Source organism: Mycobacterium heckeshornense (assembly GCF_016592155.1).
In the GTDB taxonomy this organism is placed as follows: domain Bacteria; phylum Actinomycetota; class Actinomycetes; order Mycobacteriales; family Mycobacteriaceae; genus Mycobacterium; species Mycobacterium heckeshornense.
The window spans coordinates 3,732,871-3,757,638 of sequence record NZ_AP024237.1 but is presented as its reverse complement, the minus strand read 5'-3'; the positions used below and the strand labels follow the sequence as shown (position 1 = coordinate 3,757,638).

The following is a 24,768-nucleotide window of genomic DNA, read 5'->3' as shown; positions in this document are numbered from 1 at the left end:
CGTGCGCCAGGTGATGACGGATGGCCGCGGCGAAGGCTAGGTTGGCCGGTCTCGACGACACGCTGACCGCCCGACCCGGCCACGCACTGGTCGGCGTGTTGCGAATCCCGGAAAGCCATGTCAGCCCGGTTCGTATCATCGTGCGCCGGGTGGCCATCGCCGTGGTGGTGTTGCTGGCTGCGGCCCTGGTGGTTTACGTCGGACGCGGCGGCTACCGCGACCTGAAGGGCGGGCCCCTGACCTTCCTGGATTGCGTGTACTACGCGACCGTGTCGTTGTCGACGACCGGTTACGGCGACATCACGCCGTATACCGAATACACCCGTCTGGTCAACGTCGTCGTCATGACACCGTTGCGCATCGCGTTCTTGGCCGTGTTGGTCGGCACGACGCTCGAGGTCCTCTCCGAGCGGTCCCGGCAGGGGTGGAAGATCCAGCGTTGGAGGAGCAGAGTGCGTAACCACACCGTCGTCATCGGCTACGGCACTAAAGGCAAAACAGCGGTCGCGGCCATGCTCAGCGACGAATCGGCGCCGACCGACATCGTCGTCGTCGACACCGACCAAGCCGCGTTGGATCACGCGTCGGCGGCGGGTTTGGTCACCGTGCACGGCGACGCCACCAAATCTGACGTGTTACGCCTGGCGGGCGCACAGCATGCGGCGTCGATCGTGGTGGCCGCCAACCGGGACGACACCGCCGCGCTGGTCACCCTGACCGCCCGCGAGATCGCGCCCAAGGCCAAGATCATCGCCTCGATCCGCGAAGCCGAGAACCAGCACCTGCTGCGGCAGTCGGGCGCGGACTCAGTGGTGGTTTCCTCCGAAACCGCCGGCCGGTTGCTCGGGATTGCCACCACCACGCCCCGCGTCGTGGAGATGATCGAGGATCTGTTGACGCCGCAGGCGGGGTTCGCGATCGCGGAACGCCAGGTGGAGCAGAGCGAGGTGGGCGGCTCGGCGCGGCATCTGCGTGACATCGTGCTCGGCGTGGTTCGTGACGGCCAGCTGCTGCGCGTCGACGCACCAGAGGTCGACGCCGTCGAGGCAACCGACCGCCTGCTGTATATCCGCAGCGTGGGCCACTAGTGGATTTCCAGCTGCGCAGCACCCCGTTGCTGTCCCGGGTAGGCGCTGACCGCGCTGATCACCTGCGAACCGACGTTGACGCTGCCGCCGCAGCATGGCCGAAAGCCGCTGTGCTGCGAGTGGATTCGCGCAACCAGGTGCTGCTTGCCAATGGCCGGGTGGTGCTGGCGGCGGCAACGGCGTTGGGCGACAAGCCGCCGCCGGAAGCGGTGTTCCTCGGCCGCATCGAGGGCGACCGACACGTATGGGCTATCCGCGCTCCGCTGGAAGCCCCCGACAACCCCGACGGCGTCGACGTGCGCGTGGCGGACCTGCGGCGTGCGGGCCAGCTTTTCGACGACCTCAGCGCGCAGCTGGTGTCGTGTGCCGTCGCGCTGCTGAATTGGCATGACAGCGCTCGCTTTTCGTCGGTGGACGGTTCGCCGACGAGACCCGCCCGGGCCGGGTGGGCGCGGGTCAACCCGCTTACCGGTCACGAGGAGTTCCCGCGCATCGACCCGGCGGTGATCTGTTTGGTTCACGACGGCGGTGACCGCGCGGTCCTGGCTCGCCAGCGGGTGTGGCCGCAGCGGATGTTTTCGCTGCTGGCCGGATTCGTCGAAGTCGGCGAGTCATTCGAGCGGTGCGTGGTGCGGGAAGTCCATGAGGAGATCGGGTTGACCGTGCGCGACGTTCGCTACCTGGGCAGCCAGCCGTGGCCGTTTCCACGCTCGCTGATGGTGGGCTTCCACGCGATAGGCGACCCCGATCAAGAGTTTTCGTTCAACGACGGCGAAATCGCCGAGGCGGCGTGGTTCACCCGCGACGAGATTCGCAGAGCACTCGACGCCGGTGACTGGACCCGTGCCACGGACTCCGAACTCCTTCTGCCCGGCTCGGTTTCGATCGCCCGCGAAATTATCGAATCGTGGGCCGCGCTGGACTGACTTCCCGCCTGGTCAAACCGCAAGATCGGCGAGCTTCGCCTTGACCGCACCCACACCGGGATTGGTCAGCGTCGACCCGTCGGCGAACTTGACTGTGGGAACGGTGCGATTGCCGCCGTTGACCGAACCGACGAACTCCGCGGCTGCGGCGTCTTGTTCGATGTCGACCTCGTGGTAGGTGATCCCTGAGGCCCTCAGCACTGTCTTGAGTCGATGGCAATAGCCACACCACGGTGTGGTGTAGATGGTGAGCGGAGCCTGAAAAGCATCGGTCATAGCTGCTTCAACATAGACGGTGTCGCCGCTATTGCACGAACCGATGTCGGCGGCGTGCCGCTACCGCCGGTTTGTCGGTGGCCGCTGCCAAGATGGACGCCATGCCGGTTGCCGCCGACCCCGTGATCGCCGGCCTCGACGACGAGCAGCGCGAGGCGGTGCTGGCTCCCCGCGGACCGGTCTGCGTGCTGGCCGGTGCGGGAACCGGCAAGACACGGACCATCACCCACCGGATCGCCCACCTGGTCGCCGACGGTCATGTGGCCGCCGGACAGGTGCTGGCGGTGACGTTCACCCAACGTGCGGCGGGCGAGATGCGTTCGCGGCTGCGCGCGCTGGACGCCGCCGCGCGTACAGGCGCCAATGTCGGCGCGGTGCAGGCGCTGACGTTCCACGCGGCCGCGCATCGCCAGCTGCGGTATTTCTGGCCGCGGGTGGTCGGCGACCGCGGTTGGCAGCTGCTGGAAAGCAAGTTCGCGGTGGTGGCGCGCGCCGCAAACCGCAGCGGGCTGCAGCCGAGCACCGACGATGTGCGTGACCTGGCCGGCGAAATCGAATGGGCCAAGGCGTCGCTGATCAGCCCCGAGCAATACCCGTCAGCGGTGGCGCAGGCCGGCCGCGATACGCCGCTGGCTGCCGCGCAGGTCGCCGCGGTATACGAGGCCTACGAAAGCCTCAAGACCCGCACCGACGGGCCGGCCCTGCTCGACTTCGACGACCTGCTGCTGCACGTTGCGGCCGCGATCGAAAACGACATTGGCGTCGCCGAAGAATTCCGCGACCGCTACCGCTGCTTCGTGGTCGACGAATACCAGGACGTCACGCCGCTGCAGCAGCGGGTGCTCTCGGCGTGGCTGGGCGACCGCGACGACCTGACCGTCGTCGGCGACGCCAACCAGACCATTTACTCGTTCACCGGGGCCTCGCCGCGTTACCTGCTCGACTTCCCGCGACGGTTTCCCGGGGCCACCGTGGTGCGCCTGGAGCGCGACTACCGGTCCACCCCGCAGGTGGTGTCGCTGGCCAACCGGGTGATCGCGGCGGCGCGTGGCCGGATGGCCGGCAGCAGGCTGCAGCTGACCGGGCAGCGCAGCCCCGGCCCCGCCCCGTCGTTTCACGAACATCCCGACGAGGTCGCGGAAGCCGCCGCGGTGGCGGCGTCGATCTCGAAGCTCATCGAGTCCGGCACGCCGCACGCTGAGATCGCGGTGCTGTACCGGATCAACGCGCAGTCCGAGGTCTACGAGGAGGCGTTGACCGAGGCCGGCATTCCATACCAGGTCCACGGGGGCGAAGGGTTCTTCAGCCGCCAGGAGATCAGGCAGGCGCTGCTGGCATTGCAGCGAGCCGCTGGCCGCGGCGCGGACGGCGAGCTTCCCCAGTTGGTGCGCGGTGTCCTCGAACCGCTGGGACTGACCGCGCGACCACCGGCCGGCGCGCGGGCCCGGGAGCGCTGGGAGGCACTGGCCGCGCTGGCCGAACTGGTCGATGACGAGGTGGCCCAACGTCCACAGCTGGATCTGCCCGGCCTGGTTGCCGAGCTTCGTGTGCGCGCCGATGCTCGCCATCCGCCGGTGGTGCAGGGCGTCACATTGGCATCACTGCACGCGGCGAAGGGCCTGGAGTGGGATGCGGTGTTTTTGGTCGGCTTGACCGACGGCACGTTACCTATCTCGCATGCGCTGGCACACGGCACGACCAGCGAACCCGTCGAGGAGGAACGTCGACTGTTCTACGTCGGAATCACCAGGGCCCGTGTGCATTTGTCGCTCAGTTGGGCACGATCCCGCAACCCGGGAGGACGACAGAGCCGCAAGCCGTCGCGGTTTCTCGACGGGATCGCCCCGCAGGCCGGCGTCGACCCGGCGCCGGGTAAACGGCGACGCGCTCGCGGTCCCGCGCCGCGGTGCCGCATCTGCGCCGGTGTGCTGAGCACCCCGGCGGCGGTGCTGCTGCGCCGTTGCGAGACCTGCCCCGGTGACGTCGACGACGCATTGCTGCAGCGGCTCAAGGACTGGCGGTTGCGTACCTCCAGGGACATGAACGTGCCGGCCTACGTCGTCTTCACGGACAACACGTTGCTGGCAATCGCCGAAATGCGGCCTGCCGACGAGGCCGCGCTCGTCGCCATCCCTGGCATTGGCGCCCGCAAGCTGGAACAGTTCGGATCCGACGTGCTGGCGCTGGTGCGCACCTGCCGGTGAATCCATGTTGCGGGTCGCTGCCAAAAGCCCAGGTCAGAAAATCGGTTGTCGGTTGGGCTCGCGACCGTTTAGCCTCGAGGCTGCGTATTCGTGAGGCCGTGCGGGTCGAGCATGTCGGGAGGAGGGCGCCCACGATGGTCAACACCAGTGTGTTCGTCGCCGCGGCTGGGACCCTCCACGCCGCTCATCCCGCTGCGGCGGTCGCCGCTGCCGCGACCGAAAAGTCCGTGGATCGACGCTTTGGGTAAGCCCTAGCTGACCGGAACCGCCTGGCCACGGACCCAGATGAGATCCGTGGCCATTCGTTTTGCCCTACCCGCCACCTGGTCCGGATCTCCCGACATCACCGCCACACGACCAGGAAGCAGGTGAACACCACATGTCGACCCTGACAGTCCGCGACGGACCGCTGCCAGAGTTGCCGTGTAATCGCGACCCCGACTTGTGGTTCGCCGACCACCCAGCCGACCTGGAGCGCGCCAAGGCGCTGTGTGCGCAGTGCCCGATCCGTCGTCAATGCCTGGCCGAGGCGCTGGAACGCGGCGAGCCGTGGGGCGTGTGGGGCGGTGAAATCCTCGAACGCGGAACGATCGTAAGTCGCAAGCGGCCGCGTGGGCGCCCGCGCAAGGAGGTTGTCGCGGCCTAGCGCAGTGACACCGTCAGGGGCTAGACCACCGCCGTGTCGGGTTCGGCGAAGCCAGGGATCAGCTCCTCAGACAGCGCCTTCATCGGTACGTGCGCGTCCAGCTGACACAAAATCGCGCCCACCGACGCGATCACCCGCATCGGGATCGCCAGCTTGGCCGGCAAATCCAGCTGCCGCACCGTTCTGATCTGTGCCGCCGACCGGTCGATTCGACCTACCGTCATCCGTTGCAGCCACTTGCGGGTGTAGTGGAAGACCTCGACTTCGATGGGTTCGACGTACTGGCGCAGCATGTCGTCAATGTCGCGCACCGACACCTGCTGGCCCTTCTGGATCAAGCCGGCCTTCTCCATCGTCGGCAACAACAGGTCGTAGTTCTTCTCGCGGGCCAGCCGAATCGACATCCCCAGCTCGATGGGGAAGCCGCCGGGCAGCGGTGCTACGGCACCGAAGTCGATGACCCCCATCCGGCCGTCGGCAAGGAGCATGAAATTGCCGGGGTGGGCGTCGCCGTGGATCATCTCCAGCCGCCGCGGCGCGTCAAACGTGAGCTCCGCCAGCCGGGTACCCATCAGGTCCCGCTGTTCGGTGGTGCCGCGGCGGATTATCTCGGCCATCGGTATGCCGTCGATCCACTCCTGGATCACCACCTTCGGCGCGCTTGCAACGATGTGCGGCACCAGGAAGTGTGGGTGGTCCTGGTAGGCCCTGGCGAAGGCGCGCTGGTTGTCGGCTTCGAGCCGGTAGTCGAGTTCCATCTCGGTGCGTGAGATCAGCTCGTCGACGATGCCTTCCACGTCCGCGCCGGGTGCGAGTTGCTTGAGCACTCCGACCATGCGATGCATGGTTTTCAGGTCGGCGCGCAGCGCCTCGTCAGCACCCGGGTACTGGATCTTGACGGCGACCTCACGACCGTCGTGCCACATTGCTTTGTGAACCTGACCGATGCTCGCCGAGGCGATCGGGGTGTCGCCGAAGTCGAGGAAGCGCTGCCGCCACTTGGTGCCCAGCTGCGCGTCGAGCACCCGGTGCACCTTGTGGGCCGGCAGCGGCGGGGCATCCTTTTGCAGCTTGGTGAGCGCTTCGCGGTAGGGCTCGCCGAACTCCTCGGGAATCGCGGCCTCCATCACAGACAGCGCCTGCCCAACCTTCATCGCACCGCCCTTGAGCTCACCGAGCACGGTGAACAACTGATTGGCGGCCTTCTGCATCAGCTCGGCGTTGACCTCATCCCAGGACTTGCCGGTCAGCCTTTTGCCGAACCCCAGCGCTGCCCGGCCCGCGAAGCCAACCGGGATGCTGGCCAGCTTCGCGTTGCGCGCCGCGCGGCCCCGTTTGATGTCTGTCACAGATCCATCATCCATGACGGGTGTCCAGGCGACCGCATCGATCCAGCAACAACCGATGTCAACACGAACACAAGGGGTGCCTGGGCCAGTGCCGCGCCACAATAGAGCCCGCATGCAGATCGAATTCCAGGGTGGCGTTCAACGCCGCGGGCGGTCGGGGTCCGGGTGCTTCCGTCCCGCGTACGGCTGCGATCACCCGATTGACCTGGCTCAGCGCTAACGCAGCGGTGGCCATCAAAGTGGCCCGATCGGCAACGCCGACGGTGTCGCGCAACTGAGCGGCGACCGCCGGCCAGGCGGCGTCGCGGTCACAGCGGTGCAAATCTGCGCAGCCCAGGCAACTGGTCAACCCGGGGATCACCAGCGGCCCGACCAGCCCGACGCGGTCGCGCACCCGGACGGGCAGGTGCGGAACGCCCTCGCTATGCAGGTCGCGCAGCATCCGCGGGTCGGCAACCAGATAGTCGGAAAGCAGCACTAGGTGGGTGCCGAGGGGTGTCGGCGTGGCGTGGGACTGGCTGGTGCGCCGAATTCGGCAGCCCGAGCAGCGCAGGGCTTCGGCCAGCAGGTCCGACAGCGGGCCGCGGCCGTGCACCTGGATCGTCGGCGACCGCCAGCGGCGGCGCTGTGGATGACCCCTGGTGGCGACGCCTGCATCGACTAGTTGGGCGATGAGGTCGGCCAGCTCGCCGGCATCGACCGGACCGTGGTCGGCCGCTTGGCGGTGCAGCTCGGCCAGGGATGTGCGCGATTGCATCGCTCGCAGCAGCGCGGCTAAGCCCCCGGTGGTCAGCCCGCGCGGTGGACGCACCAGCACGGCCCGCCGCGGATCCCACCCAACTTGGACTGCGCCGTCGGGACGCACCAGCACGGGCATTGCCGGGTCTAGCGCATACACCGCCGTCGGCGTTCGAGCGTGCGGCACAATTCGGCACTGTGCCATGCCGGGCGCTTTGTGCTGCTCAGTTATCCACAGGGCCGTCCGGGCCGTCCTGGCCCCGGTCGATGCCGCGTTCGAATTCGGCAAGCATCTCGTCGATGCCGCTTGTGTCGCCACCGATGACCCGGTCGATGAACGCGGCCGGCTCATCCAGATCCGCTGGCTCTGGCAGCAAATCGGGGTGCTGCCATACCCCGTCGCGCGCATCCATGCCGACGGCCTGGGTCAGGCGCTCCCAGAGCACCGCGGCCTCCCGCAATTTGCGCGGCCGCAGCTCCAGACCGACCAGCGTGGCGAACGTCTGCTCGGCGGGTCCGCCCGTGGCGCGGCGCCGACGCAGCGTCTCGCTGATCGCGGCGGCACCGGGAATCCGGTCGCCCAGTGCTGCGGTCACCACTGTCTGCACCCAGCCGTCGATCAATGCCAGCAGTGTCTCCAGCCGCTCAAGCGCTTGCGTCTGTTCCGGCGTTGCCCGAGGTTCGAAAACACCCTCATTGAGTAGCTGCTCGACGGCGGACGGATCTGTCAGCGACGCCGGGTTGAAGTCGCGGGCCAACTCCTCGATCCCGGCCATGTCGATATTCATGCCCTTGGCATAGGCCTCGACCGCGCCGAGCAGCTGACTGGCCAGCCACGGCACATGGCTGAACAACCGGTGGTGCGCGGCCTCACGGGCCGCCAGGAAGGTCAGGATCTCGCTGCGCGGTCGTTCGAGCCCGGCAGCAAACGACTCGATGGCCTCGGGCAGCAGCGCGGCGACGCCCTTCGGGCCCAGCGGCAGGCCGATGTCGGTAGACGTCAGCACTTCGCGGGACAACCGGCCCAACGCCTGGCCCAGCTGGGAGCCGAAGGCCATGCCGCCCATCTGCGACATCACCGACAGCAGCGGACCGGCCATGTTCTTGGCCTCTTCTGGCAGCGCAGCGGCCCACACCGTGGAAATCTGCTGGGCCATCGGATCGCATAGCCGCTTCCAGGTTTCCAGGGTGTTGTCGACCCAGTCGTTGGGGGTCCAGGCGACGGCCTTGGTGGTGCCCGCAGGGATCGCGGTTACCCCGTCCAGCCAGGTTTCGGCGAGATGCACCGCATCGGCGACGGCCGAGTTAGTGCCGGCAGGTATCGGCGCCACGGACCCGATGGAGCTGTTGGCCAGCTGCCGGGCCACCTCGTAGTTCACCGGGCCGGAGGACTTGCCGGTGGCTATGACAGTGCCGGCGCCGCTGAACATCTGACCCAGGCGGGTGAAGAGCTGGCCCAGGTCGGCCATGTCGAAGTCGCCGCCGAAACCGAACGGGTCCGACGGCCCCGAACCCGATTCGGGGTCGTTTTTCCCGCGCTTATCGCGATCCGGGTCGTCGCCGGCGGAGAACCCGAACGGCAGGTCAGCCATAACCCCAACGGTACTCATCAGCGACGGTTGGCGCGCGGCCCGCTGTCACGCCGTGAGTGAACCGGCTCAAGTCAGAGCAGTCGGCCGCGCTTAGTCTTGGCGACGTGAACAGGCGGATTCTGACGCTGATGGTGGCGCTGGTGCCGATCGTCGTGTTCGGCGTTCTGCTCGCCGTGGTGACGGTGCCCTACGTGTCACTGGGCCCGGGTCCGACCTTCGACACCCTCGGCGAAGTCGACGGCAAGCAGGTGGTCGACATCCAGGGAGCGCAGACGCACCCCACGTCGGGCCACCTGAACATGACGACGGTGTCCCAGCGTGACGAGCTGACCCTGGGGGAGGCGCTGACGCTGTGGTTGTCGGGTCGCGAACAGCTGGTGCCGCGGGATCTGGTGTATCCGCCCGGCAAGTCGCGGGACGAAATCGACAAGGCCAACAACGCAGATTTCAAGCGGTCCGAGGACAGCGCCGAGTACGCCGCGCTGGGCTACCTGAAGTACCCGCGGGCCGTCACCGTCGCCACCGTCAACGATCCCGGGCCGTCGGCGGGCAAACTGCAGGCCGGTGACGCCATCGACGCATTGGACGGCATCCCGGTGACCAACGTCGACCAGTTCACGTCGATGCTGAAGAACACCAAGCCCGGTCAATCCGTGCTGATCGACTACCGCCGCAAGAACGCACCCGCCGGTATTGCGCGAATCACGTTGGGCTCCAAGCCCGATCGCAGTTACGGGTTTTTGGGTGTTGCGGTGCTCGACGCGCCGTGGGCGCCATTCGTCATCGACTTCAACCTGGCCAACGTCGGCGGCCCTTCAGCGGGTCTGATGTTCAGCCTGGCTGTCATCGACAAGCTCACGACCGGGGACCTGGTCGACTCGAAATTCGTTGCGGGTACCGGCACTATCACCGCCGAGGGCAAGGTGGGCCCGATCGGCGGCATCATGCACAAGATGGTGGCCGCCCGCGCGGCCGGGGCGACCGTGTTTCTGGTTCCGGCGAAGAACTGTTATGAGGCCAACGCCGACAGCGTGCCCGGCCTGCAGTTGGTGAAGGTCGACACCCTGGACCAGGCAGTGGACGCGCTGCACACACTGACCTCGGGTGGTCGACCCCCGAGCTGTAACTGATGCGTACAGTTGGGACCATCCACCAAACCGCCGACGACCACCGTCAAACTGAGCAGGGGGCGTAGCTCGTGGCGATGCGGCCCGCCGCAAGGATGCCGAAGCTGACCCGGCGCAGCCGGACACTGATCGCGATCGCGCTCGTGGTCATCGCGCTGCTGTTGATCGGCCCGCGGCTGATAGACGGCTACGTGGACTGGCTGTGGTTCGGTGAGCTGGGCTATCGCTCCGTGTTTACCACCGTGCTGATCACTCGCCTGCTCGTGTTTCTGGTGATCGGACTGCTGGTGGGCGGCATCGTGTTCGGCGGGCTGGCGCTTGCGTACCGGACCAGGCCGGTGTTCGTACCCAGTGACGGAAATGATCCGGTGGCGCGCTATCGCGCGGTTGTGTTGTCGCGGCTGCGGGTGGTCGGATTCGGCATCCCCGGGGTGATAGGACTGCTGGCAGGCATCATCGCCCAGACCTATTGGGTGCGGATTCAGCTGTTCTTGCACGGCGGCGACTTCGGCATCAAGGATCCACAGTTCGGCAAGGATCTCGGCTTCTACGCATTCGAGCTGCCGTTCTACCGGCTGGTGCTCAGTTATTTGTTCGTTGCCGTGTTTCTGGCGTTGGCGGCAAACCTTGTCGCGCACTACGTGTTCGGCGGTATCCGGCTCGCCGGACGCACCGGCGCGCTGAGCCGCTCGGCCCGGATTCAGCTGGTCAGTTTGGTCGGAACGCTGGTGCTGCTCAAGGCGGTCGCCTACTGGCTAGACCGCTACGAGCTGCTCTCGCACACTCGCGGGGGCAAACCGTTCACCGGCGCGGGCTATACCGACATCAACGCTGTGCTCCCGGCCAAGCTGATCATGGTCGCGATCGCGTTGATCTGCGCTGGTTCGGTGTTCTCGGCGATCACGTTGCGCGACTTACGGATTCCGGCAATCGGGCTGGGACTGCTGCTGCTGTCGTCGCTGATCGTTGGGGCCGGCTGGCCGTTGATCGTCGAGCAGATCAGCGTCAAACCCAATGCCGCACAGAAGGAAAGCGAATACATCAGCCGCAGTATCAGTGCCACCCGGCACGCCTACGGGCTGACCGACGACGTGGTGAGCTACCGCAATTACAGCGGCGACTCCCAGGCGACCGCCCAGCAGGTCGCCGCCGATCGCGCCACCACCTCCAACATCCGGCTGCTCGACCCGACGATCGTCAGCCCCGCGTTCACCCAGTTCCAGCAGGGCAAAAACTTCTATTACTTTCCCGACCAGCTGTCCATCGACCGGTACCTCGACCGCGACGGCAACCTGCGCGACTATGTCGTCGCCGCCCGCGAACTCAACCCGGACCGGCTGATCGATAACCAGCGCGACTGGATCAACCGCCACACCGTCTACACCCACGGCAACGGCTTCATCGCCTCGCCCGCCAACACCGTGCGCGGGATCGCCAACGATCCCAACCAAAACGGCGGATACCCGGAGTTCTTGGTCAACGTCGTCGGCGCCAACGGCACCGTGATCTCCGACGGTCCGGCTCGTCTCGACCAGCCGCGTATCTATTTCGGGCCGGTGATTTCCAACACCGCCGCCGACTACGCCATCGTCGGAAAGAACGGCAAAGACCGCGAATACGACTACGAGACCAACACCGAAACCAAGAACTACACATATACCGGCAGCGGCGGAGTGCCGATCGGCAGTTGGTTGTCGCGCACCGTGTTCGCGGCCAAGTTCGCCGAGCGAAACTTTCTGTTCTCCAACGTGATCGGCTCCAACAGTAAAATCTTGTTCAACCGCGACCCGGCGCAGCGGGTGGAAGCGGTGGCGCCGTGGCTGACCACCGACAGCGCGGTGTACCCGGCGATCGTCAACAGGCGGCTGGTGTGGATCATCGACGGCTACACCACGCTGGACAACTACCCGTACTCCGAACTGACCTCGCTGTCGACGGCGACCGCGGACTCCAACGAGGTGGCGTTCAACCGGCTTGCCCCGGAGAAGCAGGTGTCCTACATCCGTAACTCGGTAAAGGCCACCGTCGACGCCTACGACGGCACCGTCACGCTGTATGCCCAGGATGAGAGCGATCCGGTGCTCAAGGCGTGGATGAAGGTGTTCCCCGGCACCGTCAAGCCCAAGAGCGAGATCACCCCCGAGCTTGCCGAGCATCTGCGCTATCCGGAGGACCTGTTCAAGGTGCAGCGGATGCTGCTGGCGAAATACCATGTCAACGACCCGGTGACGTTCTTTTCCACGTCCGATTTCTGGGACGTGCCCCTAGACCCGAACCCGACCGCCAGCAGCTATCAGCCGCCCTATTACATCGTCGCGAAAAATCTTGCCAAGGGCGACAATTCGGCGTCCTACCAGTTGACCAGCGCGATGAACCGCTTCAAGCGCGACTACCTCGCCGCCTATATCAGCGCCAGCTCCGATCCCGCCACCTACGGCAAGATCACCGTGCTGACCATTCCGGGACAGGTCAACGGGCCGAAACTGGCCAACAACGCGATCACCACCGACACCGCGGTGAGCCAAGACCTCGGGGTGATTGGGCGCGACAATCAGAACCGCATCCGGTGGGGCAATCTGCTCACCTTGCCGGTGGCCCAGGGCGGGCTGCTCTACGTCGAGCCCGTCTACGCTTCCCCGGGCGCCAGCGATGCCGCCTCGTCCTATCCGCGGTTGATCCGGGTCGCAATGATGTACAACGACAAGGTCGGCTACGGTCCGACGGTCAGCGACGCGCTCACGGAGATATTCGGCCCGGGTGCGGGCGCCACCGCGACCGGGATCGCGCCCGCCGACGCGGGTGCGCCGCCCGGCCCGCCGGCGGGCGCCCGGGCACCCGCCGATTCGCTGCCAGCGGCCACACCGCCGCCGCCCGGCGCGGCCGTCCCTCCGGCACCCAGTGGGGGCAGTACGTTGTCCCCGGCCAAAGCCGCCGCGCTCAAAGAGATCCAGTCCGCCATCAGTGCGGCGCGCGACGCGCAGAAAAAGGGCGACTTCGCCGCCTATGGCGCCGCGCTGCAGCGTCTCGACGACGCCATCAATAAGTTCAACAACGCCAAATAGGGCTCGGTCCGCCATGCGCGGGCGCGTTTGTCCGCCGGCACGCCGGCCAACTGTGGCAGCTTGCGCCCGCTCGCCCAGCTAGCTTGCGATTTGGCCGCTGTGGCACGTCTTCGGTAACCTTGAGTTCACCGGCGCGGGGTGGAGCAGCTCGGTAGCTCGCTGGGCTCATAACCCAGAGGTCGCAGGTTCGAATCCTGTCCCCGCTACTACAGAAGATGGCCTTGACCAGGCCGAACGGCCGCCAGCACAGGGCTGGCGGCTTTTGGCTGTGTGAACACCGGGGCAGGGACGTGGCCCCCCGGCGAGCGCGGGATCTGCGACTGCTCAGCCTCCTCCATATGTGGGGCCGGGCACGCCATCGCGGTATGTGGTGCACTGTCCCGCTGCACCGCCGGTACAGCATGTCTCGATAAGAACTGGTTCAGCGCCCCAATGGGGTTGCACTACTTGCGACGAGTATTGACCACCGGAACTGCGGCAGTTGTTTTCGACGTCGGTTTGCGCGTCGGCCAAAGGCGCGGCCGCAATCATTGCCGCAAACGCGATCGTGAAAGTGCCCACCGGCATGGCGCTGAAGACAAGGCGTCGGTTCATGTTCCTCCAGATCATTTCACGCGGGAATTTTATCGGCGGTCATGCGGGTGAAGTCGGTGGGTGTCGGTTCGCGAGTACCGCTGGCACCGCGGCGGCCACGACGCCAACCAGCTCGCGCACCACGTGCTCGATCTCGCATGCCGCCACGAAGAATTCCAGGCGGTGCCCTGCTGAGCGGCCTTCGCCCCGGTGCCGCAGGCGGCCGCGGCGTTTGACCGCCGCTCACACCGGGCAATCTCATCCGCGGAGAGTTCGTCGTGGTGACCACGATCCGCACCGTCCCCGGCTACACTGACCGCACCCGAACGACGGCAACGGTGCCGTACCCGAGGAGCGGCGATGAGTGCTCGACGATTGCCGTGGGGCAGCAGTCCCCGTGTGCGGTCCGCGGCATTGCCGCCCAGCAGCACGGTCAACGTGCGGGCGGCAGACGGCACTTTTTTGCACACTCGAGTTTTCGGGCCCCAGGACGGCTACCCGATCGTGCTGTCGCACGGCTTCACGTGTGCGATCCGTGTGTGGGACTACCAAATCGCCGACCTGACCGCCGATTATCGGGTCATCGCGTTCGACCACCGCGGCCACGGGCGCAGCGGCCTGCCCCCGCGCGGCGGCTACAGCCTCAGCCACCTGGCCTCCGACCTGGATGCGGTGCTGGAGGCCACGCTTAGGCCCGGAGAGCGCGCCGTGCTTGCCGGCCACTCGATGGGGGGCATCGCGATCGCCGCCTGGTCCGACCGCTACCGCCACAAGGTCGCGCACCGCGCCGATGCGGTCGCGTTGATCAACACCACCACCGGCGACCTGGTACGCAAGATGAAGCTGGCGCCGGTGCCGCCGCCGTTCGCGGCAGCGCGTGTCCTGGCGGCCCGGCAGCTGATCGCCGCGTTCGGGGGGGTTAGGCCGCCGAGTGTGATGCGGGGACCGATCCGCGAGTTCATCGCGATGATGGCGGTCGGAACCGACGCCGATCCTGCGGTCGCGGCGTTGATCTATGACCTGTTCGCGGCCACTTCGCCGGCCGCGCGCGGTGGCTGCGCCAAAATGCTGGCCGACACGTTGGGACGGCGGCACATCAATCTGACCGGACTGACCGTGCCGACGCTGGTAATCGGCAGTGAGCGGGACAGGCTGACCCCGATCAGCCAGTCCCGCAGGATCGCTCGCGCGGCGCCCAATCTGGCCGGGCTCGTCGAGCTACCCGGCGGCCACTGCGCGATGCTCGAACACCCCGCCGAAGTCAACCGGCAGCTGCGCGCCCTCGCCGGGGCGGCCGCCAAAGCCCCCGGCGCGGGGCGGATCAGCTCATAGCCGCTCTGCCACCTCGGCGGCGGCCCGCCGCCCGGAGCGCACGGCGCCGTCCAAAAAACCGGTCCACTCGTCGGCGGTCTCGGCGCCGGCCCAGTGGATGCGTCCGAGCGGGCGGCGCAGCCACGGCCCGTAGCGGGTCCACGACCCCGGCGGCACGGCCGCGGTCGGACCGCCGGCGGCGAAATCCTCTGTGCCCCAGCGGAAATCGATATAGTCAGCAGGCTCAAGAGCCGCGTCGCCAAACAGTGAGGCAAAGCTTGCCAGCGCCTGGCGCCGGCGCTCGTCGGCCGGTAGCAGGTCGAAGCGGCGGGCATCGGCGAACCCCAGCAGGACACCCGGCCCGTCGGGCCGCGGACTGACGTCGAAGGTGATGAACACCGGGCCCTCATCGGACAACGCCTGCCCGGACAAGCCGTTGGCCCGCCAAAACGGTGTCGGGTAAGCGGCGTAGGCCTTACTCAGCCGGCCCTGCGGCCAACACGCCGGCAGCCGGCGGTATTCGGCCGGCAGCGCGGGCACGAACTCGATGGCCGCCCGGTGGGCCGGCGGGATCGCGACAATGACGAATCGTGCCTCCGCTCGACCCTTTGCACAGCTGATCGTCACACCGCCACGGTGCTGGTCGATGCGGAATACTACGGCGCCCAGCACCACGCGCTCGCCCAGCTCGGCCGCCGACTTCTCAGCGATCTGCTGGGTGCCAGCCGCGAACCGGTCCTGCTGGGCGCCGTCTTCGACGTCGAGCAGCCGGTCCAATCCGCCGGCCGCGCGCACATACCTGGCCGCGTGCAGCATCGACACCTCGTCGGGCTCACAGCCCCAGGTGACCCGGGCCATGATGGCCAGCAGGTCGCGCGTGGTGGCGCCGGCGCGCACCGAGCGCAGCCAGCCGCCCAGCGACTGGGCGTCCAACGCCCGCGCGCGTCGGGCGGTCCACGGCTCGGCCAGCGGCACCGCACGGGCAATGCGTTCGAATTGCCAACGCACCCGGCCGATGTCAAGCAACCCAGGCAGCGACAACTTCGGGATGGTGCCGTGATAAGACCGGACCCGCCCGCGCCACCGGATCTGGTTGGCGCCGTCGTGATACGTCGGAACGGTCGGGATTCCGAGTTCTGCGGCCAGGCCCAGCACCGCGTCCTGGGTGGGTCCGACGAAAGTCCCGCCCAAATCGACGGGCACACCTGCGACCGTACCGGTGTGGGAACGTCCACCCACCCGGCCGCGTCCTTCGAGCACCACCACGTCGTGACCGCGCCCGGCCAGTTCCCGCGCCGCGACGAGCCCGGCGAAACCGGCGCCCACCACGGCGACGTCGGCATTCCACTGCGGCATGCCCGACAGTCAACCGCATCCGGGCGCGGTTAGTCGCGCGTCTTGAGCACGACCTTGCCCTTGGCGGTGCGGTTTTCCAGCGCCGCGATCGCCTCGCCCGCCCGCTGCAGCGGATAGACCTCCGGCTGCGGCGGGGCCACCGTGCCCGACGCCAGCAGCCGATGCAGCTGCGACCACTGCCGGGCCAGATAACCCGGATGCGACGTGGCCCACGCACCCCAGCCCACCCCGACCGCGTCGATGTTGTTGAGCAGCAAGCGATTTAGCTTGACTGTCGGAATCTCGCCGGCGGTAAAGCCGATCACCAGCAGCCGGCCACCGGGTGCCAGCGACCGCAGCGAGTCGGTGACCCGATCGCCGCCGACCGGATCGACCACGATGTCGACTCCGCGTCCGCCGGTCAGATCCCGCGCCGCGTCCTTGAACCCGTCGGCCATCACCACATCGGTGGCGCCGGCCGCCCTGGCAATGTCGGCCTTATCCTGCGTGCTGACCACCGCGATGGTCCGGGCCGCGCCAAGGGCCGACGCCAGCCGCAGCGTCGAGGTGCCGATACCCCCGGCCGCGCCGTGCACCAGTACGGTCTCCCCGGTCGTCAACCTGCCGCGTTCGGTCAGGGCGAAATGCACGGTGAGGTCGTTGAACAACAGTCCTGCGCCGGATTCGAACGACACCGTGTCCGGCAAGGGAAACACCTGTTCGGGTGGCAACGCAATGACTTGGGCCATGCCGCCGCTCAACATGGTCAGCGCCGCCACGCGATCGCCCGCCTTGACCTGCGCATCGGCGGGAGCGCTGCGGACGACGCCGGCAGCCTCGGCACCGGGCACAAACGGCAGGTCCGGTTTGTGCTGGTAGAGGCCGCGGGTCAACAGCGCGTCGGGAAACGCGACCCCCGCGGCGTATACATCGACGACCACGACGCCGTCGCCGCCCGGCTCGTCCAGTTCGACCACCTGCACCGCTTCCGGGCCGTCGAGCCGAGATACCTGTACTGCACGCATCGCGCCCCTTCCTGTCGCCAGTGAACTTAGTCTGGTGGGGTGGGGCCGACGACAAAGGGAGTTCTTCGATGACCGATGATCCGTTCTTTGACGTGGTGATCATTGGTGCCGGTATCTCGGGAATCGGCGCAGCCTACCGCATCCGGGAGCGCAACCCGCAGCTTCGCTTTGTGATCCTGGAGCGACGGGAGCGCCTGGGCGGGACATGGGACCTGTTCCGCTATCCGGGTGTGCGATCCGACAGCGATATCTACACGCTGTGCTTCCCGTGGGAGCCGTGGACCCGCCCGCAGATGATCGTCGACGGCGAACATATCTGGCAGTACCTGTCCGACACCGCTCGCAAGCACCACATTGACGAGCACATCCGTTTCAACACCTACGTGCGTTCCGCCGACTGGGATTCGACCACCGATGCCTGGACCCTTCGAGCCGAACAAAACGGTCCGGGAGACAAGGAAGATAAGACTTACCGATGCCGGTTCGTGTTTTTCGGTACCGGTTACTACGACTACGACAACCCCTACACCCCAACGTTTCCCGGAATCGAAAACTTCACCGGCGAAGTGGTGCATCCGCAGCACTGGCCGGAGTCACTGGACTGCACCGGCAAGCGCTGTGTCGTGATCGGCAGTGGTGCCACCGCGGTCAGCCTGATCCCTACGCTGGCCCAGCAGGCAGCCCACGTGACCATGCTGCAACGCACGCCCTCCTACATGATTTCCGCGCCGCAAATCGAGCCGACGGCCATAGCGATCCGAAAGTTGTTGCCGCTCAAGGTAGCTCATTGGCTCGTTCGGTGGCGTAATGCCATCGTCGGCGTGCTGCTGTGGGAGGTGTCGCGGCGGGCACCGGAATTCATGAAGCGCCGGCTGCGGCGAATCGCTGAATATAACCTGCCGGAAGGTTACGACATCGACACCCATTTCAAGCCGCCGTACAACCCCTGGGATCAGCGCTTGTGTTTCCTGGTCGACGCCGACCTGTACAAGGCGATCAGCGACGGCAGTGTCGACGTCGTCACCGACCACATCGACCACATGGATGCCTCCGGCATAGTGCTGAAGTCCGGGCGGCACCTCGACGCCGATGTGATCATCACTGCAACCGGACTCCAGCTACAGGCACTCGGCGGAATCACGGTCAGCCTCGACGGCGAAAAAATCAACCCGCACGACCGGTTCGTCTACAAGCGACACATGCTCGAGGACGTCCCGAACGCAGCCTGGTGCGTGGGCTACACCAACGCGTCCTGGACGTTGGGAGCCGACCTGACCGCGCGGTCGGTGGCAAAGCTGTTGGAGTACATGAACTCGCACGGCTACACCCACGCCTACCCGCACCTCGGCGACACCGACATGCCCGAGCAACCAGCGTTCAACCTACAGTCCGGGTACGTGCTGCGCGCCCTGGATGTGCTGCCCAAGTCGGGCACCCGCCGCCCCTGGATGGTCAGCCACGACTTCCTGCGCGACGTCATCGACCACCGGTTGCGACCAATCGACGACCAGATGGTCTTCGGCCGCGTGCCAGCTGCCGAAGCGCAGCCGGCATAAGTTGGATTGCCCGGCTCCTCCTCATCGCGCTGCGCGCTCTGCATCGTCGCCGGGCGATAAGTTGGATTGCCCGGCTCCTCCTCATCGCGCTGCGCGCTCTGCATCGTCGCCGGGCGAGGTCAGGGCGCCACCGTCAGCCAGTCCTTGAAACCCGACGGGTCGTGGCGGCCCAGCACGCCGTGCTCGTAAAGCCCCCAGCCCTCCACCGGATCACCGTCGCCGTCGCGGCACATCGCCCGGCCGACGTGGTCGATCACCCCGAACCCGGATCGCGCGATGATCGCCGGATCGGTCATGTCGTAGGTGAGCCGCTCGGTGAACTTCTCGCCCTTCCACATACCGTGCAGCCAATCCGAGTCTCCGCCGTAGCCGCCGCCGACGTGGATGGGTACTGGCAGCTTGGATTCGACGTCGAAGCGCACCCGGGTGCCGTCGGCGGTGGCGGCCTCGATCGTCGCCCCGGTCGGGATGCGGGTACCGGAACGGTACTGCGTGCTCACCCGAGGCCACCCCAGCTGCTCAACACGGCCGTCGCGCCAGACCCGGGTGCAGTCGTTGAGGGAACGAAATCCGTTGGGTGCCTCCTGGATAATCAGCACGACGCAGAAGTCATCGAAGGCCATCGGCATATACAGCCACCACATGCCCTCGAACGGCGGGTCGGCCGGCCGGCCCGCCGGCTCGGGTTCGCCGATCGGTCGGATGCCCCAGGAGCGGTCGCGGCTACCGATCCAGGCGGCGGGGTCGACAACGATCTCCTCACCGTCGATCGCGATCCGGCCACTCCAGCTGCCCAACTGGGCGAACCGTTGCGCGTCGAGCGTGATCCGGTTGCCGGAGCGCAACACGTGTGGCTGTTCCTGGACCACGTCGAACAGTCCCTGCCAGGTCAAATCGACGGCGATGCCTTCGGTTTCCTCGAGGATCAGCCGCAGTTTGCGCAGCGGCTCGATAACTTCGATCCGGTAGCCGCCCACGTGCTGATTGAGCCGGTCCTGGTCGATGGCGTCGGACAGGTGGACCGCGGTCTGGATGTTGCCGCGACGGATGAGCACGAAGGCGTCCTTGACGCCGAGGTTGGGGTAGTAGCCGATGCCGGTGATCAGGAAGATATGGCCGGTGCGGTCGTGGGCGTTGAGGTAGGCGCGGTCGTAGAAGTTGCGATCGGAGGAGCCCGGCCACGCGATCGGCTGCGGAAGCTGGTGCACCGGGAACTCGTCAAGCGGTCCGAGCATCAATGATCCTCTCCAACAAGGCGTTTCAGCAAAGACGCGTGGTAGAACAGCGATTCGACATCGTGCGGTGCCTCGATCTCGCCGAAGTGCACGCGGCGCGCACCGGTGCGCATGAACACGCAAGCCCACATCACGCCCGAATACACGTAAAACCAGTGCAGGTCTCCGAGTTCGACACCGGTGAGCTGACGATAGGTCGCGCGGACGTCGTCTTCCCGCATCACATCCGGCAGACCGGGTAATCCTGCCAGACCAGCAAGCTCCTGGAATACCATGTGGGCGAAAATCATCCAGGCTACGTCCAGTTCGCGTGGGCCCAGCGTCACCATTTCCCAGTCGAGCACCGCCGCCGGGCGAAAATCGCGGTACAACACGTTGCCAATCCGGGCGTCACCCCACAGCAGCACGGTCTCACCCGAGGCCGCCTCCTCTGGCCAGTGGGCCTGCAACCAGTCGAAGGTGCGTTCCAGCAGCGGCGAGCGTCCGATGTCGGGGACCGCGAACTCATACCAGGAGCGCACCCAGCTGAAGTGGCGGCGCAGAGCGGTCTCGCCGGCCCGGCTTTCAGCCAGAAACGCAAATAGCCTCTCGGCGTTAGGAATCGAGTGCAACTTGGCCAACACTGCCACCGTTGACTCCTGTAATTCGCGCCGGCGCTCGGGGGGCGCATCGGCGAACCAGTTGTTGCCGAACGTGTAGGGCATCACGTCAGGCGGAACCTGACCCTCGACGTAATCCATCACGAAGAAAGGTGTTCCGAGCACGTCACCGGTCGCCTCGAGCCAGCGCACCGGTGGCACCGGGATATCGGTGAGTTCGCCGACTTTTCGCACCACGTCGAATTGGTGGTCCAGCCGATATGACGGGAACACCGGCACGTCGGCGGCGGTGGGCGCCACCCGCGCCACCAGCTTCTGGTCGATCGGCCGTCCGCCCTGCTGCCAGCGTGCGGTGAAGATTACGGTTTCCGAGGACATGCCCGTAGCGTCCACACCGCTTTCCACGGTGACGTCAGGCATCGCCCCGGCGGGCAGCACCGTCGACAGCCAGTGCGCCAGCACCGCCGGCAGAGTGGCAATGTCGCGGCTGGAGCGTTGGAGTCGGCTGACGTTGTCGATAGCCGGTTCGGTTGGCACAGTCGCCTCCTCGGCGAGGCAAATACGATACGGTGGGTAGCGTTATGAAAGCAGACCCGTCCACGGTTGACAAGGCCCCCGGCGCCGGACGCCCCCGGGATCCGCGTATCGACGCCGCCATCTTGTCGGCGACCGCGGAACTTCTTGTGCAGATCGGCTATTCGAACCTCACATTGGCTGCCGTCGCCGAACGCGCCGGAACCACCAAGACAGCGCTGTATCGGCGGTGGTCCAGCAAGGCCGAACTGGTGCACGAGGCCGCGTTCCCTACGGCGCCCACGGCCCTGGCCGCTCCGGCGGGCGACATGGCCGCCGATATCCGGGCGATGATCGCGGCGACGCGCGACGTGTTCATCAGCCCGGTGGTGCGGGCCGCACTGCCAGGGCTGGTCGCCGACATGACCGCAGATTCCGAGTTGAGCGCCCGGGTGACGTCGCGCTTCGCCGACCTGTTTGCCGCCGTGCGGCTGCGGGTGCGTGATGGTGTCGAGCGCGGCGAGGTTCACCCCGATGCGGACCCGGATCGGCTGATCGAGCTCATCGGGGGAGCGACGCTGTTGCGGTTATTGCTGCGGCCAGACGAACAGCTCGACGATGACTGGGTCGACCAGACAACCGCGATCCTGGTGCACGGCGTCAAAGTGGGGTCGGTCCGGTGACGGGGCGACTCGACGGCCGGTCCGCGATCGTCACCGGTGCCAGCCGCGGATTGGGCCGCGCCATCGCGTTGGCACTCGCAGCGGAGGGCGCGGCGGTCGCCGTGGTCGGGCGTACCGAACAGGTATGGGACCAACGGCTGCCCGGGACGATCGGCGAAACCGTTGCGGATATCGAGGCTGCGGGCGGGCGTGCAGTGGCCGTCCGGGCCGACCTGCTCAACCGCGACGACATCGCCAGCCTGGTGAGCGAGTCGCGGGAAGCCCTGGGGCCCATAACGATCCTGGTGAATAATGCCGCATTCACCGCGCCCGGCCGCCCGCTCAAACCGGGGGACGTAGCGCGCCACCAATCGGCGTCGCCCTCGGCCAAACCCGACTGGCCGCCGTTCCTGGGAACCCCGGTGGGTGCGTTTCGCCGACATTTCGAGATCGCGGTGTTCGCGGCCTACGAGCTGATGCAGCTGGTGTGTCCGGACATGCTGGCCGCCGGCCACGGCTCGATCATCAACATCACGTCTGTCGCGTCGCGCCTGCCGGGTGAGGGGCCTTACCCGGACCGCAGTGGCGGTGTGCTGCCCGGCTACGGCGGATCCAAGGCCGCGCTCGAACACCTGACCCAATGCGCGGCGTTCGAGCTGCAGGGTCGCCACATCGCGGTCAACGCGCTGTCGCCGTCGAAGCCGATACTCACACCGGGGCTGGCGTACTACGCCCGCGAGTTCGACGAGGTGGCCCCCGCCGAGGAATTCGCGCGAGCCGCGGTGCAATTGGCGCTGGTGAATCCCGACGAGGTCACCGGGCGCACAATCGGACATCTCCAAGTTCTCGACGGCAGCTTCCGCCCCTACCGGCACACGCGACCCGGGCTCACCCGCTCTCCTCGGGTGGGTCGGGATCCCCGCGCAGGAGTTCCTCAGGATGGTGGGCGTGGTTGATCTCGGGTGGCCCGGTACCGTCGGTCCAGCCAAGTCGCCCGTTTTCCATGACTTGGGTGCGCCGCTCGCCGCGGCTCTCCATGCCGTGGTGTGGCCCGCAGCCGAAGTACAGCTTGTCCGCGTCGGTGCGGCCGCCGCGAGCCCAACCGGGCGAATGATGTACCTCACAGCGGTAACCTGGTTCGAGACAGTTGGGGTGGGTGCAGCCGCGGTCGCGGGCATAGCAGATGAGCCGCTGGTCTGCGGTGGCAACGCGTTTTCTGCGGCCTAGGTACAGCGGGCGTTTGGTGTGATCGTCGAACACCGCCAAATAGTGAATCGCGTTGGCCGCCATGCGGATCAGATCTCGCATCGGCAACCGCGACCCGCCGCCGGTACGCGCGGGTGCCGGCATCGGGATCGATGAATCCACCACGGCGTGGGCTGCGCGGTCCAGCTCGGCCAGCGTGGTCGTCACGATCACGGAGACGGGATGACCGCGATGCATACCGAGCTTGCCGGAGGCGATCGCGGTTTCCAGGCCCAGTTTGAGCGCATCGTGGCAGCGCTGGGCGGGCGTGCGGGTATCGCGCTGATTGGGCTCGGTGTCAGGTTGGTGACGGCCGGGCCGCACCGCCGCTTCGATGGCTTCGAAGTACGCGCGGGCTTCCGGGTCGAGCAGACCGCTCAGTTGCGACATCCCGTCCGGGCCTTGGGGGCCCAGGCGCAGACCCCGGCGCCGGGCACGGTCGTCGTCGTCGAAGTGGCCGTCGGGGTTGAGGTAGTCGGCGATGCGCTGGCCCAACTTGGTGACGATGCCCGCGTCGAGTTTGCGCGCATGCCGGACCAGCGTGCGCTCGACGTTTGCTGCATCCGTCGGCGAAACGCGGCTGGGCAGTTCGTCGACCGCTCGGCATACCGCGCCGATATGGTCGTCGCCGACGGCACCCGCCTCGACAGCCGCGGCCAATTCGGGCAGCTCCGGCGGCACCGGCGGGCCCGTCAGCGAGCGGCGCGGCCGGATTCGGGCGGCCAGCTTGAACCGGCGGGTGATCTCTTTGGGGGTGATGCGCAGCCGCGCCCACAGCATGTCGCGCAACGCCGCCACGACACCGGTCTCGTCCGGCGGGTCCGCGATCTCGCCGAAAACCCGATACATCAGCCCCCGGTTGACGCGATGCTGGGTTTCCAACCGTTCGGCGACCTCGACCCGGAACTTGTTGCCGACGACATCCGAGGAGGTGTCCCGCAAGGCATTGTGGGCCGCATCGATGGCATCGAGAGCAGCACCGATCCGCTCGCGTGCCTGCTCGGCGCTCACCGGTGAACCCATGGCCCGACGCTATGCAGCACCGGTGACATGACCTGCGGCGGCAATGTCTTGAATCCGAAGGTTGTGGATGAAAACCGAACTGTGCATAACCCGAGAAGGCACAGCCGGCCACCCTAGAGACAAAGTGCTTGAATCCAGGTCATGGTCGATAACGCCGACGTTCCTCGCGTGGTAAGCGCAAGCCGCGAGATCGCGGCTTGCGCGGAACGAATCTTCGAATTGATCGCCGAGCCGTCACAACAGCCGGGCTGGGACGGCAACGACAACCTCGTCGAAGCCGCACCTGGACAGCGTGTCCGACGCGTCGGAGACGTATTCGCCATGAAACTCACCCTCGGCAGCATCCGCAACAACCACGTCGTGGAGTCTGAGGAGGGCCACCCGCGTCGATCGACCGGCTCGCCCAGCTCGCCGAAGGCAATTAGTCGATGAGTCAGCGGCCGCGGCATTAGCCAAGCGGCATTAGCCAAGCGGCATTAGCCAAGCGGCATTAGCCAAGAGGATGTCAGGGCTATCTCCGCCATCGGGGCCCGTGCTGTGCGCGGCAAACGAGCGGCCGGCAGATTGCCCCGCGGCCAGCCGGGTCGAAGGGCTGTCTGGCGGCTCCGCACCCGCGACTGCCGCTATTTGCTGGCGGTCCGGACGGCCGACGTGCAAGTATGGGGCAACGCCGATGCCGTAAC

At 66.9% G+C, this 24,768-nt stretch carries 19 protein-coding genes, 1 tRNA gene and 1 pseudogene; 12 read left to right on the top strand and 9 right to left on the bottom strand.

All coding sequences use genetic code 11. The annotated features are described in order from the left end of the window. The first annotated feature begins 20 nt into the window (after positions 1-20). Both MHEC_RS18110 and nudC read left to right on the top strand, forming a co-directional pair. Positions 21-1,088, top strand: a complete 1,068-nt coding sequence (locus MHEC_RS18110; RefSeq protein ID WP_048891248.1) for a potassium channel family protein — start codon at positions 21-23, stop codon at positions 1,086-1,088. Beyond that, positions 1,088-2,014 (top strand): NAD(+) diphosphatase, encoded by a 927-nt coding sequence (gene nudC / locus MHEC_RS18105; protein ID WP_048891249.1) that lies wholly within the window; start codon positions 1,088-1,090, stop codon positions 2,012-2,014. The genes MHEC_RS18110 and nudC overlap by 1 nt, the downstream gene beginning before the upstream one ends. Before the next feature lie 12 nt (positions 2,015-2,026). Here the strand turns inward: nudC and mrx1 are convergent, their stop codons facing one another. Continuing rightward, positions 2,027-2,290 (bottom strand): mycoredoxin Mrx1, encoded by a 264-nt coding sequence (gene mrx1 / locus MHEC_RS18100; protein WP_048891250.1) that lies wholly within the window; start codon positions 2,288-2,290, stop codon positions 2,027-2,029. A 101-nt stretch (positions 2,291-2,391) separates the two neighbouring features. Here mrx1 and MHEC_RS18095 point away from each other — a divergent pair, with 101 nt between their 5' ends. Both MHEC_RS18095 and MHEC_RS18090 read left to right on the top strand, forming a co-directional pair. Next, a complete protein-coding gene (locus MHEC_RS18095) occupies positions 2,392-4,494 on the top strand; it encodes an ATP-dependent DNA helicase UvrD2 (protein WP_162490221.1) in 2,103 nt (700 codons plus the stop codon). A gap of 379 nt (positions 4,495-4,873) precedes the next feature. Continuing rightward, a complete protein-coding gene (locus MHEC_RS18090) occupies positions 4,874-5,140 on the top strand; it encodes a WhiB family transcriptional regulator (RefSeq protein ID WP_048891251.1) in 267 nt (88 codons plus the stop codon). Between the two features lie 20 nt (positions 5,141-5,160). On the opposite strand, the gene MHEC_RS18085 is transcribed toward MHEC_RS18090, so the two are convergent. From MHEC_RS18085 to MHEC_RS18075, 3 genes are read right to left on the bottom strand one after another with little or no spacing between them, the layout of a single operon-like run. Next, complete coding sequence (locus MHEC_RS18085; protein WP_048891252.1) at positions 5,161-6,504, bottom strand: macrolide-binding ATPase MABP-1; 1,344 nt, start codon at positions 6,502-6,504, stop codon at positions 5,161-5,163. A gap of 43 nt (positions 6,505-6,547) precedes the next feature. Continuing rightward, entirely contained in the window at positions 6,548-7,414 is an 867-nt protein-coding gene (locus MHEC_RS18080) for a cyclodehydratase (protein ID WP_372507333.1), read from the bottom strand. Between the two features lie 37 nt (positions 7,415-7,451). Beyond that, positions 7,452-8,837 (bottom strand): zinc-dependent metalloprotease, encoded by a 1,386-nt coding sequence (locus MHEC_RS18075; protein WP_071700044.1) that lies wholly within the window; start codon positions 8,835-8,837, stop codon positions 7,452-7,454. An 86-nt stretch (positions 8,838-8,923) separates the two neighbouring features. Here MHEC_RS18075 and MHEC_RS18070 point away from each other — a divergent pair, with 86 nt between their 5' ends. The 4 genes from MHEC_RS18070 to MHEC_RS18055 all read left to right on the top strand — a co-directional run bounded on the left by MHEC_RS18070 (position 8,924) and on the right by MHEC_RS18055 (position 14,913). Next, a complete protein-coding gene (locus tag MHEC_RS18070; RefSeq protein ID WP_048891308.1) occupies positions 8,924-9,949 on the top strand; it encodes a YlbL family protein in 1,026 nt (341 codons plus the stop codon). A gap of 68 nt (positions 9,950-10,017) precedes the next feature. After that, complete coding sequence (locus MHEC_RS18065) at positions 10,018-13,008, top strand: UPF0182 family protein (protein ID WP_048891255.1); 2,991 nt, start codon at positions 10,018-10,020, stop codon at positions 13,006-13,008. A gap of 132 nt (positions 13,009-13,140) precedes the next feature. After that, positions 13,141-13,214 (top strand) — tRNA-Met (locus MHEC_RS18060). Positions 13,215-13,941: 727 nt separating this feature from the next. Next, a complete protein-coding gene (locus MHEC_RS18055) occupies positions 13,942-14,913 on the top strand; it encodes an alpha/beta fold hydrolase (RefSeq protein ID WP_048891256.1) in 972 nt (323 codons plus the stop codon). Here MHEC_RS18055 and MHEC_RS18050 read toward each other — a convergent pair. Beyond that, on the bottom strand, positions 14,908-16,248 hold the full coding sequence (locus MHEC_RS18050) for a flavin monoamine oxidase family protein (RefSeq protein ID WP_048891257.1): 1,341 nt from the start codon (positions 16,246-16,248) through the stop codon (positions 14,908-14,910). The genes MHEC_RS18055 and MHEC_RS18050 overlap by 6 nt on opposite strands. A 29-nt stretch (positions 16,249-16,277) precedes the next feature. Beyond that, complete coding sequence (locus tag MHEC_RS18045; protein WP_048891258.1) at positions 16,278-17,252, bottom strand: NADPH:quinone oxidoreductase family protein; 975 nt, start codon at positions 17,250-17,252, stop codon at positions 16,278-16,280. Positions 17,253-17,320: 68 nt separating this feature from the next. Here MHEC_RS18045 and MHEC_RS18040 point away from each other — a divergent pair, with 68 nt between their 5' ends. Next, positions 17,321-18,808, top strand: a complete 1,488-nt coding sequence (locus tag MHEC_RS18040; protein WP_048891259.1) for a flavin-containing monooxygenase — start codon at positions 17,321-17,323, stop codon at positions 18,806-18,808. 119 nt (positions 18,809-18,927) lie between these two features. Here MHEC_RS18040 and MHEC_RS18035 read toward each other — a convergent pair whose 3' ends face one another. Together MHEC_RS18035 and MHEC_RS18030 are read right to left on the bottom strand one after the other, a co-directional pair. Further along, positions 18,928-20,043 (bottom strand): hypothetical protein, encoded by a 1,116-nt coding sequence (locus tag MHEC_RS18035; protein WP_048891260.1) that lies wholly within the window; start codon positions 20,041-20,043, stop codon positions 18,928-18,930. After that, complete coding sequence (locus MHEC_RS18030; protein WP_048891261.1) at positions 20,043-21,179, bottom strand: phosphotransferase family protein; 1,137 nt, start codon at positions 21,177-21,179, stop codon at positions 20,043-20,045. Before MHEC_RS18030 ends, MHEC_RS18035 begins: the two co-directional genes overlap by 1 nt. Before the next feature lie 44 nt (positions 21,180-21,223). Between MHEC_RS18030 and MHEC_RS18025 the strand changes: the two genes are divergently transcribed. Beyond that, on the top strand, positions 21,224-21,838 hold the full coding sequence (locus MHEC_RS18025; protein ID WP_048891262.1) for a TetR/AcrR family transcriptional regulator: 615 nt from the start codon (positions 21,224-21,226) through the stop codon (positions 21,836-21,838). After that, positions 21,835-22,773, top strand: a complete 939-nt coding sequence (locus MHEC_RS18020) for an SDR family NAD(P)-dependent oxidoreductase (protein WP_082169847.1) — start codon at positions 21,835-21,837, stop codon at positions 22,771-22,773. The genes MHEC_RS18025 and MHEC_RS18020 overlap by 4 nt, the downstream gene beginning before the upstream one ends. Here MHEC_RS18020 and MHEC_RS18015 read toward each other — a convergent pair. Next, a complete protein-coding gene (locus MHEC_RS18015; RefSeq protein ID WP_048891263.1) occupies positions 22,706-24,085 on the bottom strand; it encodes an HNH endonuclease signature motif containing protein in 1,380 nt (459 codons plus the stop codon). The genes MHEC_RS18020 and MHEC_RS18015 overlap by 68 nt on opposite strands. Positions 24,086-24,226: 141 nt before the next feature. Here MHEC_RS18015 and MHEC_RS18010 point away from each other — a divergent pair. After that, a pseudogene (locus MHEC_RS18010) lies at positions 24,227-24,463 on the top strand (SRPBCC family protein); the annotation flags it as partial. Positions 24,464-24,768: the final 305 nt, after the last annotated feature.

Bases quoted from the DNA above. Each gene is read 5' to 3' on its own strand.
- MHEC_RS18110 (WP_048891248.1), top strand. From the start codon at position 21: ATGGCCGCGGCGAAGGCTAGGTTGGCCGGTCTCGACGACACGCTGACC.
- mrx1 (WP_048891250.1), bottom strand. From the start codon at position 2,290: ATGACCGATGCTTTTCAGGCTCCGCTCACCATCTACACCACACCGTGG.
- MHEC_RS18095 (WP_162490221.1), top strand. From the start codon at position 2,392: ATGCCGGTTGCCGCCGACCCCGTGATCGCCGGCCTCGACGACGAGCAG.
- MHEC_RS18090 (WP_048891251.1), top strand. From the start codon at position 4,874: ATGTCGACCCTGACAGTCCGCGACGGACCGCTGCCAGAGTTGCCGTGT.
- MHEC_RS18085 (WP_048891252.1), bottom strand. From the start codon at position 6,504: ATGGATGATGGATCTGTGACAGACATCAAACGGGGCCGCGCGGCGCGC.
- MHEC_RS18075 (WP_071700044.1), bottom strand. From the start codon at position 8,837: ATGAGTACCGTTGGGGTTATGGCTGACCTGCCGTTCGGGTTCTCCGCC.
- MHEC_RS18055 (WP_048891256.1), top strand. From the start codon at position 13,942: ATGAGTGCTCGACGATTGCCGTGGGGCAGCAGTCCCCGTGTGCGGTCC.
- MHEC_RS18050 (WP_048891257.1), bottom strand. From the start codon at position 16,248: ATGCCGCAGTGGAATGCCGACGTCGCCGTGGTGGGCGCCGGTTTCGCC.
- MHEC_RS18045 (WP_048891258.1), bottom strand. From the start codon at position 17,252: ATGCGTGCAGTACAGGTATCTCGGCTCGACGGCCCGGAAGCGGTGCAG.
- MHEC_RS18040 (WP_048891259.1), top strand. From the start codon at position 17,321: ATGACCGATGATCCGTTCTTTGACGTGGTGATCATTGGTGCCGGTATC.
- MHEC_RS18035 (WP_048891260.1), bottom strand. From the start codon at position 20,043: ATGCTCGGACCGCTTGACGAGTTCCCGGTGCACCAGCTTCCGCAGCCG.
- MHEC_RS18025 (WP_048891262.1), top strand. From the start codon at position 21,224: ATGAAAGCAGACCCGTCCACGGTTGACAAGGCCCCCGGCGCCGGACGC.
- MHEC_RS18015 (WP_048891263.1), bottom strand. From the start codon at position 24,085: ATGGGTTCACCGGTGAGCGCCGAGCAGGCACGCGAGCGGATCGGTGCT.